The organism is bacterium (genome assembly GCA_019637795.1).
In the GTDB taxonomy this organism is placed as follows: Bacteria; Desulfobacterota; Binatia; order HRBIN30; family CADEER01; genus JAHBUY01.
The window spans coordinates 608,387-620,873 of sequence record JAHBUY010000002.1 but is presented as its reverse complement, the minus strand read 5'-3'; the positions used below and the strand labels follow the sequence as shown (position 1 = coordinate 620,873).

Sequence of the window (12,487 nt, the reverse complement as noted above, 5' to 3'; positions counted from 1 at the left end):
GCCATCCGCCAGCCACCCCCTACGCATCGTGCCGGTGCGCACGGCGCGCGCGCTGCGGGATTTCATCCGGGTGCCCTGGCATGTCTACGCCAACGAGCCCAATTGGATCCCGCCGCTGCTGGTCGAGCAGCGCCACCTGCTCAGCAAGAAGAACCCGTTCTTCGAGCACGCCCGGGCCCAGTACTGGGTCGCCTACCGGGGCGGGCAGGCAGTGGGCCGCATCACGGCGCAGGTCGACGATCTGCACATCGACCTTTATCAGGACGCGACTGGTCACTTCGGCCTGCTGGAGGCGGTGGACGATCCCGAGGTCTTCGCCCTGCTCCTCGCCACCGCCGAGTCCTGGCTGTGCGAGCAGGGCATGGAGCGGGTCGTCGGGCCGTTCAACCTCTCGATCAACGGCGACATCGGCCTGCTCGTCGACGGCTTCGACACGCCGCCGATGTTCCTGATGAGCCACGGCCACCCGTACTACGACCAGCGGGTGAGCGACCTGGGTTACCGCAAGACCAAGGACGTGATCGCCTATCTGCTCGACCCGACGCTCGCTCCGCCCGCGGTGATGCTGGAGGCGGCGCGCCGCGCCGACAGCTCGGGACGGATCGCGATTCGTCCCCTGCGCATGGCCAAGCTGAAGGAGGACCTCGCGCTCCTCAGCGAGATCTTCAACGACGCCTGGGCGCAGAACTGGAACTTCGTTCCGTTCACCAAGTCGGAGTTCGACGACCTCGGCAAGAGCCTGAAGTTGTTCGTCCCGCCCGAGTTCGTGCAGATCGCCGAGGTCGATGGTCGGCCGGCGGCGATGATCGTCATCGTGCCCAACCTGGGCGACTGCACGCGCGACCTCGACGGACGACTCTTCCCCTTCGGCTGGGCGCGGCTCCTCTGGCGGCTCAGGTACCATCCGCCGCGCAGCGCCCGGGTGGCGTTGATGGGGGTCCGCCGCGAATACCACCGCAGCGCCCTCGCCACCGCGCTCGCGTTCGGCCTGATCAACGCCGTCCGCCAACCGGTGCTCGACCGGCACATCGACCGGCTCGAGCTGTCGTGGACGCTCGAGGACAACCACCCGATGCGCCGCATCAAGGAGCGGCTGGGCGCCCGGCCCTACAAGACGTATCGGCTCTACGAGAAATCGCTCCAGTGAACGATTTGGTTCGCGTGCCCGACGCGGAACCTCCCGCCGCGGCCCCGGCGCGGCCCTTCACCGCCCTGGTGCTGGCGGGTAGCCGCCCCGGCGGCGATCCCCTGGCACGCGCCGCCGGCGTGTCGCACAAGGCCTTGGCGCCGGTGGCCGGCGTGCCGATGCTGGCGCGGGTGCTCGCGACCCTGCGCGCCGCTCGCGCGGTCGGGCGCCTCGTCGTGTGCGGGATGCCCGCGGACGCACTGGCCGGCGAGCCCACCCTGCAGGCCACCCTCGCCGGCGGCGAGCTGGCGCTGATGGGCGGCGGCGCCACGCCGAGCGCCAGCGTCCTCGCGTCGATGGAGGCGCTCGGCGATTGCACGCCGCTGCTCGTCGCGACGGCGGACCACCCCCTGCTGACTCCCGCGCTGGTCGACGAGTTCTGCGCCCGCTCGGCGGACAGCGGTGCCGACGTGACCGTCGGCCTGGTGCCGGCGGCGCTCGTGCGCAGCGCCTTTCCGACGGTGCGCCGCACCACGGTGCCGTTTCGCGACGGCGCCTTCTGTGGGTGCAACCTGTTCGCCTTCCTCACTCCGGAGGCGCGTCGGGCGCCGGCCGCGTGGATGGCCGTGGAACGCCACCGCAAGCGCCCCTGGCGGATGGTCGGGGCGCTGGGAGTCGGATCGGTGCTGCGCTTCGTGCTGCGCCGCCTGACGGTGGCGGCGGTGATGGATCTCGCGTCCGACCGCATGGGGGTGCGGGTGCGGCCGGTCGTGGTCTCCGCGCCGGAGGCCGGGTTCGACGTCGACACGATCACACAGCTCGCGGCCGCCGAGGCGTTCCTGCAACGGCGCGCGGCCGCGGGACCGGCGTTCCCGCCGCGGCGCTGAGCCCACCCCCGGGGCGGCTAGCGCACCACGGTGACGCGGCCGGCGTCGATCTGGTAGACGCGGTCCGCCATCTCGATCAGCGGCCCGTGGTGGCAGACGGCGAGGATGGTCATGCGCCCGCGCAGGCGCTGCAAGGTCTGGCAGACGTCGGCCTCGGTCGTCGGATCGAGGGCCGCCGTGGCCTCATCGAGGATGAGCAGTTGCGGGCGGCGCACCAGGGCGCGCGCCAGCGAGATCCGTTGCCGCTGGCCACCCGACAGGCGCAAGCCGCGTTCGCCGACGATGGTGTCCACGCCCGCGGCAAGCCCCGTCACGAAGTCCCAGGCGCCCGCCTCCCGCAGCGCCGCCTCGACGTCGGCGGGCGACAGGTCCTGGTCGCCCAGCGTCACGTTCACGGCCACGCTGTCGTGCAGCAGGAAGGTGTCCTGGGGCACGTACCCGATCATGGCGCGCCACCGCGCGGCATCGCAGGTGTCGAGCGGTACGTCGTCGACCATGACCGCGCCGGCCTGCGGCTCCAACAGGCCGATGACCAGATCGGCGATGGTCGTCTTGCCGGCGCCGGAGGGGCCGACCACGGCGACCATCTCGCCCGCCGGGATGACCAGCGACACGCCGTCGAGCACCGGCCCGTCGTCGTAGGCGAAGCGCACCTGGCGCACCTCGATGGCGCGCCGGAGCTGTGGCAGGTCCCCGTCGCTCACCTGTTCCCGCGCCCTCTCGGCGTCCGCGATCGCCGCGCGCAGCGACCAGAACGCCGATTCGCCGGCAGCCAGATGCTGGGCCTCCTTCTGCGCCTGGCCGAGCAAGGCGATGACCCGTCCACAGATCAGGACGAGCAGGATGACCGTGGCCAGCGGCAGGGCGAGGGCGCCCTGCGCGGCGTACAGGCCGATGGCCAGGAAGGCGGTCATCAAGGGATCCTGCAGCGCCTGCAGCGCCTCCCTGCTGACGACCTCGCGCCGGATGGCGCGCTCGAGCCGATTGGTCGTCGCCTCCAGCATGGGCGCGACGAGCGCCTCCTGCCCCATCGCCCGGAGCGGCTTGATCGATTGCAGGGTGTCGGTGAGCTGCCGGAGCAGCGACCGGGCCGCCGTGGTCTGTTGCGCGCCGGCGCGCCGGGACCGACGCACCAGGCGGTGCAGCACGGCGACCATCACAGCCGCCGCGAGCAGCGTGACGAGCGTCGCCCGCCACGACACCAGGCAGCCGACCACGACGTACGCGGCGCCCTGGATGAGCAGGGCGAGCAGGGTGGCCGCGTGCAGATACGCATCCGCCGCGCGACGGGCCTCGCTGGCCACCGCGTTGACGATCGCCCCGAGCGGCTGATGGATGAAATACGGCCAGCGGCTGCGCATCAGCGCGCGAATGAGCCCGAGGCGGAGGTCGGTCGCCATGTGGGCGACCGCGTAGCCGACCTGCCTGTTGGCCAGCAGCACCAGCAGAGCGCGCAGCACGATGCCGCCGGCGATGAGCGCCAGCAGCACCCCGATCGTCGGCTCCATCCCGAGCCCGCGCGCGAGCGCGGTGACGTATCCGCCGACGCCGCCGACGTCGGCCGCCCCCGGTCCCGCGGCCGAGTTGGCCGCCAGCGCGAGGGCGGGGACGGCGCTGGCGACACTGAAGCCCTCGGCGACCCCCGCGAGCAGCAGGCAGGCGAGGGTCGCGGCCGTGCGCAGCGGATAGGCGCGGGCGAAGACCAGGGCGGAGCGCATCGGATCGCGACGAGCCGGGGGGCCGGCTCCCCCGCCTAACCCGGACGCCGGCGGTCAGTCGTCGGCGTCGTCATCCGGGAAGAACCGCTCCTTGAAGCGCTCTTCCCACTCCAGGTACTGGCGCTTGGAGTCCTGCACGTACGCGCTGCGCCGCATGAGGCCGAGCAGGGCGCGGCTGACGAGACGTCCGGGCAGCCGCATCGGGCGCTCGAAATCGAACAGGAGGACGACGCGGTCCTGCTCGGTGTCGTTGCGGACTTCGTGCCGGTAGGTGTCGTCGAACAGCAGCACCCGTCCTTCCTCCCAACTGCGGGAGACGCCGTCGAGCGTGATCCGGCACCCCTCACGGTCGTCGGGAATGATCAGGCCGAGGTGACAGCGCAGCAGCCCTTTCGCCAGCCCCTTGTGTGGCGGGATGTAGGCGCCGGGCGCCAGGATCGAGAAGAACGCGGTCTCGAGCCGGGGCACGGTCGCCAGCAGCCGAGCGGTCTCCGGACACATCGCGCAGTTGCGCTCGGAGCGATAGCCGAAGCCGTACAGGACGAAGCTCTTCCAGTTGTCGTCGGCGGAGATGCGGGTGTTCTCCGGTGACACCTCGTACAGGCGGGGCAGCGCATCGCGGTAGCGGAGGATCCCGTCGAGCTCGCCGCGGATGGTCCGCCACTCGGCCTCGAAGGCGCGCGCCCAGGGGAACAGCTCGCGCTCGAACACCGGCCGATCGCCGACCTGCGACTGCCGCGCCAGGTATCGGTTGAGCCGTTTGAACGCGCGTTTGCCGTAGCGGCGCACCAACTGGCGCCGCCGATCGCGGATGCCTTCCAACACCTCGGTCGCGCTCATGACGGAGTGTCCCCTCGCTCCCACGCCGCGTGGCCACCGCCGGCGTCGGCGATCGGTCGTCGGAACCGCTGCCCTGCTAGTGAAAGCGGCTGCCGGTTGCAAGCAAGCGTGGCCAGGTGTGGCGGCGGCGGCACGGCGGCTCCTACGACGTGAAGTCGACGGGCAGGCTCTTGATCTGACTCATGAACCCTCCCGAGCTCCAGCGCACCTCGTCTTCGAGGAGGCGGGCGTTCTCGGGCAGGAACTCGAGCGCGGCGGCGAGCATCAGGTGGAGCTCGGCGCGTGCCACGTTGACGCCCGGACAGTAGTGCGGGCCGTGGCCGAAGCTCAACGCCTCGCTGGTGTCGCGGCGCAGGTCCAACACGTCGGGATCGGCGAAGACGCGCGGGTCGCGATTGGCGCCCACCAGGCTGAGGCCCACGAGCTGACCCGTCCGCAGCGTCCGCCCGCGCAGCTCGAGATCCTCCAGCACGTAGCGGGGGAACAGCGTCAGGCCGCTGTCGTACCGCAACAGCTCACCGATGGCGTTGTCCAGCAGCGACGGCTCGCGGCGCAGCAGGGAGAGCTGGGCGGGATGGAGCAGCAGCGCCCGCAGGGCGCGGGCGCAGGCGACGCCCGGCGTCCCGGTGCCGGGAGCGACCAATGCGCCGACCGTCCGCACGATGTCGTCATCGCTCGCCCCGGTCGTTGCCGACGCCCGCACCAGCTCGGAGATCAGATCCTCCTGCGGCGCCCGGCGGCGCTCCTCGACCAGACCCAGCACGTACTCGGCGATCTCCACGGTCGCCGATTCCGTATCCTGTCGCTGCTGCTCCGAGCGGAACGGCCGGATCCCCTTCGCCACCCGCCGAGCGAGCATCTGAAAGCGGATCTCGTCCTCCCCCTTCGGCGGCACGCCCAGGATCCGGCCGATCACCGCCCCCGATACCGGCAACGCGAACTCGCGCATGACGTCGACCACGCCCCGCCGCCCGCGCAGCGGCGCCGCGAACTGCTCGACGATCTCACGAATGCACGCCTCGGTCCGCGCGATCGCCCGGGGCGTCAGCGCGCCCGTCACCAGACGCCGCCCGCGCGAGAGCGGGTCGGATGGCGTGGCGCGGAAGGGCATCTCGCCGAGCCAGCGGTCGGCGCCCGCCACGGTTGGAGGCGTGAAGCGCTCGTAGGCGCGCGGATCGGCGGTGACGCTCGGGTGTGCGAACAGCAGGCGGACGTCCTCGTGACGGGTCGCCAGCCAGGCATCGACGCCGGGAATCCAGCAGATCGGGTGGTGCTCGCGCAGTTGGGCGATCATCGGCGCTGGATCTCGCGCCTTGCCGCTCAGCAGCAGCGGCAGCAGGTCCGGCGGAAGAATGTCCGATGCCGCGGGCGCCGCGGCGCCGGAGGCCGTCGGCTCGAGGGCCGGCGGGTTGATCGTCTCATCCGTCGATCCGGACTTGAATGTCATGCGTCGTGGGTCCTCGTCGATCGGCGGTCGGCGCGAATCCTGCCGCGCGATCCGCTGAACGCCGCTGAAGGCGAACGGTGGGCACCGCTAGGGGTCGATGTCGGGGCACAGTACGAAAGCGGCGGCGCGCTTTCAACGTCGCCGAGCGGCGATCGACGCGACGGCGCGGGGCGGCGCGGAAGCGCGCCGCCGCGGGCGTGGCGCCGGCCGCGGCACGGGCGGGTCGTCCTCGGCACGGGAATCGTGGTAGTGACGCTGGCTGCGCGAAGGAAGGTGGAGAGGCAGCGGTGCCCGTTCCCTGCAAAGACTCGTTGTCCACACACCTGTTCGGCAGGGGATGTCGGACATGACATCGATCATTTCCGGCGAGCATCCGGTGGCGGACGCCGCGCCAGTGGTCGTCGCGCCGATGCCGAAGGCGTTGACGCCGTTGGGGCGGCTCTACCGGCGGACCGGGCTGCGCCGGCGCGTCCGCGGGTGGCGGTTCGCCCTCCTCCATCGCGCTGCCGTGCGCGCGATCCGGCGGGTGCGCGCCGCGAGCCTACCGGGCGCCTTGGCCTTCGCCGACCGCGCCGCCGATCTCGCCTATGCGGCCCTCCCGAGCGTCCGCCGCCTCGCGCTCGACCATCTCGCCATCGCCCTGGGCGACGTCTGCCCGCCGGCCGATCGCGAACGGATCGCGCGCCAGTCCTATCGCAACCTGGCGCGCTACCTCGTCGAGATGGCCAAGTTCGACGAGCTCCGCCCCCACCTCGACGACTGCGTGTCGGTCGACGGCTGGCACCATCTGGAAACGGTGGACGCGATGGGCCGCGGTGCCATCGTCGTCACCGGTCACGTCGGCAACTTCGATCTGCTCGCCGCATACGCGGCGCAGCGCGGATTTCCCATCACCGCGATCGGCGGACCCACCGACCATCCGCCCCTCGATCAATTGCTGGTGGACATCCGCGCCGAGTACGGCCTGCAGGTCGTCCTGCGCCGCAGCCAGGAATCGTGGCGGGAGATCCTCCGCGTCCTGAAGCGGCGCGGCCATCTCGTGCTGATGATCGATCTCGACATCCCGGTGCCGTCGGTGTCGGTGCCGTACTTCGGTCGCCTGGCGCGCACGCCGGTCGCGCCGGCCGTGCTCGCCCTCCGGCGCGGCGTGCCGGTCGTGCCGGCGTTCGCGCGCCGCCGCCCCGAGGGGGGGCATCATTTCACGATCCTGGCGCCGATCCAGCCGGTCGACAGCGGCGATCGGCGGCGCGACGTCATCGCGCTGACCCGCCAGCTCAGCCAGTTGCTCGAAAGCCACCTCCGCCGGAATCCGGCCGACGGGATCTGGTGGCACCGGCGCTGGCGGCGTTCCCCCGTGCCGGGTCTGGACCTCGACGCGGCGCCGGCGTCCGAGCCGGCATCGAGCCGGCCCGCCGACGAGACGATGAAATGGGGCTGACGATCATCACTGGCGCCTCGTCGGGCATCGGGCGCAGCCTGGCGCGGCGGCTGGCGGCGGCGGGCGACCCGGTCGCGCTCATCGCCCGCCGACGGCCGCTGCTGGATTCGCTGGTCGAGGAGATCGAGCGGGCGGGCGGGCAGGCCATGGCGATCGCCTGCGACGTCACCGACCGGGCGACGGTGCGGGCGGCGGTGCGCGAGGCCGAGACGCGCTTCGGTCCGACGGAACGCCTGGTGGCCAACGCCGGCGGGGCGCTCGGCTCGCAGCCGTTCAGCGCCGAGCACGTCGCGGCGGTGGTCGACCTCAATCTGCTCGGCGTTGCCAACTGCATCGACGCCGTGCTCCCCGGGATGCTCGCGCGACGCGCCGGACACCTGGTCGCCGTCAGCAGCCTGGCGGCCTCGCGCGGCCTGCCCAACTCGGCCGCCTACTCGGCGGCGAAGGCGGGGCTGACCAACATGATGGAGAGCCTGCGCATCGATCTCCGCCCGCAGGGGGTCGACGTGACCGTGCTCCTGCCGGGCTTCGTGCGCATCAAGCCGGGCGCGACGCGGCGCAAGCGCAACAAGCCGTTGCGCCTGGAGCTCGAGCCGGCGACCCGCCTGATGCACCGCGCCATCGTCGCGCGCAAGCCGTACTACGCCTTTCCCGCGTCGCTGGCGATGCTGGTCGGCATCGCCCGCCTGCTGCCGGCGGCGCTCTACGACCGCATCCTCAGCGGCCGCGGACCGCGCCCCAAGGCAGGCTGAGCCCGGCGCCTCAGCGCGTCGCGTCCCACACCTTGCGCGCGATGCGTCGATCGATGAACCAATCCGGCATCCACTGCGCCAGCACGAAGCTGCGCCGGTTGCGCAGCACCGGGATGCGCGTCGGCGGCGGGATCACGGTCAGCGCGTCGGCGATCACCCGCGCCACCTCGATCGGCTCCATGCCGCGGTCGCGGCCCTTGCGGATGCGGCGCAACGCCTTCTCGATCACGGGCTCGTAGGGCGTGCCGCGATAGCGTTCGAGGTCGTGCGCCAGGGCCTTGTCCCAGATCGGCGTGCGAATGACGGCCGGCTCGATGATGACGACCTCGATGCCCGAGGGCTGCAGCTCGCGACGCAGGCAGTCGGAGATCGCCTCGACGGCGAACTTCGAGGCGCTGTAGGAGGCCAGGAACGGGGCGGCGACCCGCCCCGACACCGAGCTGATGTTGATGATCCGGCCGCGCGACCGCCGCAGGCGGGGCAGGAAGGCCTGCGTGACCGCGACCAGCCCGAAGACGTTCACCTCGAACACGTGGCGCATCGCGTCGAGATCGAGCAGCTCGATCGGGCCGCCGTCGGCGATGCCGGCGTTGTTGATCAGGCCCGCGAGCGGGGTGTCGCCGAGCAGCGCCTCGATGCGCGCGATCGCCTCGCGCAGGCTCGCCGGCTGGGTGACGTCGAGCCGCACCGCCTGGGCGCCGAGCGCCTCGAGCGGCGCCGCATCCTCGCTGTCCAGCAGCGTGCCGACGACGCGGAAGCCGCGCTCGACGAGGAGGCGGCTGGTCGCCATCCCGATCCCGCCGGCGGCGCCAGTGAGGACCACCGCGGTCCGGTCCTTCATCTCCGTGGTCATTGTCGATCCTCCCCCGGGCTGGCGACCGTGCGCGCCGGCGCCGCTCACGGGGCCCGCCGGTCGGCGCGCCCCGCGGTCAGGCGGCGCAGCCCGCGGCGCATCAGTTTGCCGATCCACGCGCGGCGCGAGCCGCGTGGGGTCAGGTAGGCGGACAGGGCGCTCGCCGCGATCGCACACGGCGCGCCGCCATTCGGAATGGGCAACCCCGCGGCCCACAGCGTGCCGTTGACCAGCAACTGGCGAACGCCGGCGGCCGACCACGCCGCGTGGCCGTCGAGGCCGGTGTAGCAGAACGCGCGCCCGCCGTGCGGCCGTTCATACGCCCAGGCGACGACGTCGTCCGTCCCACCCTCGCGGCCGTCGCGGCGTTGGCGACTGGACCACACCAGCGGGGTGACCCCGCGCAGGCCGTCGACGAAGCGGATCTCGCGCAGCCAGCCGTCGTGGCTGTCCCAGGCGGCGACGCCGCGGGTGACCGGATGCGCCGGAAACTCGCGGTGCGAGGCCGGCCAGTGGCCGCGGGCGCCGTGGCCAGCCACGTGCGCCCCGCCGATCCACGCCGCCGCCTGCGCCGCGCGATCGGCTGGATACGACACGGCCTGGTGGATCATCACCAGGCCGACGCCGGCCTGCGCCAGGCGCTCGATCGTCGCGCTGCGCTCTGGCGTGGCGAGCAGCGGCGACTTGTGGGCGCCGCCGGCGTAGACGACGACGCAGCGCGCGGCCTGGAGCAGGGATTCGTCCGCCGGCCACCCCTCGGCGACGACCACCGCGCGCACCCCGTTCGTCTGTTCCAGCAGGCCGGCGAGCAGACGGCAGCCGGCCAGGTAATCGTGATGCCCGATACGGTCGGGAACCTTCACCCGACCCGCCAGCAGCACGATGGTGACCGGCGCGCCCGCGCCGTCCTGTCCTGGAGTCGGCATGGCCGCTGCGAGTGTGCGCGTCCGCGCCCGGCTCACACCAGCGGGCGCCCGCTCAGCCGTTCGAGGATGCGCAGCGACGAGCGCGACGGGTCGCGCATCGCGGTCGGCGGCACGAAGAACGTCTGGTCGAGGCTGTGCTGGCCGGAGATGGCGCCGTGCAGCACCAGGTCGGTGAGGGCGATCCAGCAGGCGCCGGGTTGGAACTCGACGACGCGCCGCGGCGCGGTGCGCTGGTACTCGTCGCTGCGCTTGCCCAGGCGGCGGAGCTCGGCGAGCAGCAGGTCGTACGGCGTCCGGGCCCCGCCGACGATCCCGAGGCGGGCGAACAGTCCCGCCGTCCAGCCGGACCGGCGCGGCTGCGCCGCGGGGAGGAAGCGGCGGGCGAAGGCCTCGAACGGTTCGCCGACGTGCCAGACGCGGGGGCGCTGCAACGGATCGATGTTGCAGAAGATGCGCAACATGGCGCGTCCCTGGGTCGGGTAGCCGTAGGCGGAGTCGACGTGCAGCGGTTGCACCGCCTGGCGCTGGTTGGGGCGATAGGTGACGCGATCGACGTCCAGCGCCGCGCTGTACGCCGGCGCCAGGGCGGCGAGCAGCGAGCCGGCCCAGTCGCTGTAGCGCGCCATCATGCGTTCGATCGCGTCCCGCGCCGCGGGCTTGATCTCGGCCCGCACCAGCCGTTTGCCGGCGAAGGCGAAGTTGAAGCGGGCCATGCGCCGCCGGGTGGGCTGGAAGATGATCGTCGGCCGCCCGTTGCCGGTCTCCGGCTCGCGGACGAGGAAGTTCCCCAGGTCGGCGATGAGCTCGCGCTCGGCGGCGTCCAGGGAAAAGGCCTTCGGCAGCAGCAGCACGCCGCCGTTCTCCAGCACCTCGAGCGCCTCGCGGCGGACCTCCGGCGCGGCGAAATCGACGCCCTCCGCCAGCGGCAGCACCGGCGCCGCGCCGGCGGCGCGCGCATCGGCGGCACCGTTGACCGCGGCGGTGGCGGGCTGGCGTGCGTCGGGATCGGCTTCCGACTGGATTGGGCTCGTCATCGTCCCTCAATGCGACCGGTGGGCTGTGCGGTCTATAGGGGCTGGAGCGCGCGCCCACAACTGGCCGCGGCGCTGGCGATCGGCGACGTCGGGCGCGTTCGCCATCGCCCGATCGAGGTCGGCGCGCGCCCTCCACCTCGATGCGACAAAATACCTTCACCACGGCGGCACGGAGACACGGAGGGTGCGGCGTCGGAATCGCGGGTGGGCGCGATCCCCATGGCCATTGCTGATGGCGTTGGGGATCTCGCCCCCGAACCCCCTCTCGTCCAGGCTACTCCGTGTCTCCGTGCCTCCGTGGTGAAATGTCTTCGTCACATCAAGGCCCATCATTGTTGGTCACCGCGGCGACCCAACCGGGCACGACGCGGGAAACGCTCGGGCGCGGTGGAGCGCCGGCGGCGATTGTGCTGAGTGTGCGCCCATGACCGTCCTCGTCACGGGAGCCGCGGGGTTCGTCGGGCTCGCGTTGGTGCGCCGGCTGCGCGCCGACGGCGAACGGGTGCGGGCGGTGGCGCTGCCGGGCGATCGGCGGCTGCCGGAGCTGCGGGCGCTCGACGTCGAGGTGGTGGAGGCCGACGTCACCGACGGCGCCGCGCTCGCGCCGTGCTTCGCCGGCGTCGAGCGCGTGTTTCACGGCGCGGCGCTGGTGCACGGCTGGCACCCGTGGGCGCGCTATCGGGCGGTGAACATCGGCGGCACGCAGGCGGTGGCGCGCGCCGCCCACGCGGCCGGCGTGCGCCGCCTGGTGCACATCAGCACCAGCGACGTCTTCGGCATCCCGCGCGACGGCGCGGTGATCGACGAATCGCGACCGTTCGGCTACTGGGGCGAGCCCTATCCGGACACCAAGATCGACGCCGAGCGCTGGCTCTGGGACTTCCACCGCGAGAGCGGGCTGCCGGTGTCGGTCGTCTACCCCGGCTGGGTGTACGGCCCCGGCGACGAGGCGCTCTTCCCGGGCTTCGCGCAGGCGATCCGCGACGGCCTGCTGATCTTCTGGCAGCGCGACACCCGGCTCGCCTGGGCGCACGTCGACAACCTCGCCGACGCCATCGCGCTGGTCGGCCGCGAGGCCGCGGCGGTCGGCCAGGGATATCTCGTGCACGACGACGCCGACGGACCGACGCTCGAGGCGCTGTGCGCCCGCCTGGCGGCCATCCTCGGCAGACCGTTCGCGCCGCGCTACCTGCCCTATGCCGTCGTCTACGCCGCCGCCGCCGCGGCCCAGGCGGCGTGGAGCGTGCTGCCGCTCGCGGGCAGTCCGCCGGTGCTGACCGCCGACGTCAAGGCCTTCGGCTACCGCTTCCGCCTCGCCAACGCCAAGCTGCGCGCCCTCGGCTGGACGCCGCGCGTCGGCATCGCCGAGGGCATGGAGCAGGCGTTCGCGTACTTCGCCGCGCGGCAGTCGGGCTGACGGGCTGGGCTCCCGCGCACCGGCGGCGGTCGGAGGCGGCGTGGCGATC

The 12,487-nt window shown here is 72.7% G+C and carries 11 protein-coding genes; 5 read left to right on the top strand and 6 right to left on the bottom strand.

Annotated elements, in window-relative coordinates:
- The first annotated feature begins 25 nt into the window (after window positions 1–25).
- Both KF840_07955 and KF840_07950 read left to right on the top strand, forming a co-directional pair.
- Entirely contained in the window at window positions 26–1,147 is a 1,122-nt protein-coding gene (locus tag KF840_07955; GenBank protein ID MBX3024830.1) for an N-acetyltransferase, read from the top strand.
- A 14-nt stretch (window positions 1,148–1,161) separates the two neighbouring features.
- The gene (locus tag KF840_07950) at window positions 1,162–2,013 is read left to right on the top strand and encodes a nucleotidyltransferase family protein (protein ID MBX3024829.1); all 852 of its coding nucleotides are present in this window, start codon (window positions 1,162–1,164) and stop codon (window positions 2,011–2,013) included.
- 17 nt (window positions 2,014–2,030) lie between these two features.
- On the opposite strand, the gene KF840_07945 is transcribed toward KF840_07950, so the two are convergent.
- The 3 genes from KF840_07945 to KF840_07935 all read right to left on the bottom strand — a co-directional run bounded on the left by KF840_07945 (window position 2,031) and on the right by KF840_07935 (window position 6,018).
- Window positions 2,031–3,731 carry an ABC transporter ATP-binding protein gene (locus KF840_07945; protein ID MBX3024828.1) on the bottom strand — a complete coding sequence of 567 codons (1,701 nt, stop codon included), beginning with the start codon at window positions 3,729–3,731 and terminating at the stop codon, window positions 2,031–2,033.
- 54 nt (window positions 3,732–3,785) lie between these two features.
- Window positions 3,786–4,571: an aspartyl/asparaginyl beta-hydroxylase domain-containing protein gene (locus KF840_07940; protein MBX3024827.1), complete on the bottom strand. Its 786-nt coding sequence runs from the start codon at window positions 4,569–4,571 to the stop codon at window positions 3,786–3,788.
- Window positions 4,572–4,713: 142 nt separating this feature from the next.
- The gene (locus KF840_07935; protein ID MBX3024826.1) at window positions 4,714–6,018 is read right to left on the bottom strand and encodes a cytochrome P450; all 1,305 of its coding nucleotides are present in this window, start codon (window positions 6,016–6,018) and stop codon (window positions 4,714–4,716) included.
- 346 nt (window positions 6,019–6,364) lie between these two features.
- Between KF840_07935 and KF840_07930 the strand changes: the two genes are divergently transcribed.
- Window positions 6,365–7,456 (top strand): hypothetical protein, encoded by a 1,092-nt coding sequence (locus tag KF840_07930; GenBank protein MBX3024825.1) that lies wholly within the window; start codon window positions 6,365–6,367, stop codon window positions 7,454–7,456.
- Complete coding sequence (locus tag KF840_07925; GenBank protein ID MBX3024824.1) at window positions 7,447–8,208, top strand: SDR family NAD(P)-dependent oxidoreductase; 762 nt, start codon at window positions 7,447–7,449, stop codon at window positions 8,206–8,208. Before KF840_07930 ends, KF840_07925 begins: the two co-directional genes overlap by 10 nt.
- Window positions 8,209–8,218: 10 nt before the next feature.
- Here KF840_07925 and KF840_07920 read toward each other — a convergent pair whose 3' ends face one another.
- The 3 genes from KF840_07920 to KF840_07910 are packed head-to-tail and all read right to left on the bottom strand — an operon-like array spanning window position 8,219 to window position 11,021.
- On the bottom strand, window positions 8,219–9,061 hold the full coding sequence (locus KF840_07920; GenBank protein ID MBX3024823.1) for an SDR family oxidoreductase: 843 nt from the start codon (window positions 9,059–9,061) through the stop codon (window positions 8,219–8,221).
- 44 nt (window positions 9,062–9,105) lie between these two features.
- A complete protein-coding gene (locus KF840_07915; protein ID MBX3024822.1) occupies window positions 9,106–9,987 on the bottom strand; it encodes a ThuA domain-containing protein in 882 nt (293 codons plus the stop codon).
- 32 nt (window positions 9,988–10,019) lie between these two features.
- Window positions 10,020–11,021: a Kdo hydroxylase family protein gene (locus KF840_07910; GenBank protein ID MBX3024821.1), complete on the bottom strand. Its 1,002-nt coding sequence runs from the start codon at window positions 11,019–11,021 to the stop codon at window positions 10,020–10,022.
- Window positions 11,022–11,445: 424 nt separating this feature from the next.
- Here KF840_07910 and KF840_07905 point away from each other — a divergent pair, with 424 nt between their 5' ends.
- Window positions 11,446–12,438 (top strand): NAD-dependent epimerase/dehydratase family protein, encoded by a 993-nt coding sequence (locus tag KF840_07905; protein ID MBX3024820.1) that lies wholly within the window; start codon window positions 11,446–11,448, stop codon window positions 12,436–12,438.
- Window positions 12,439–12,487: the final 49 nt, after the last annotated feature.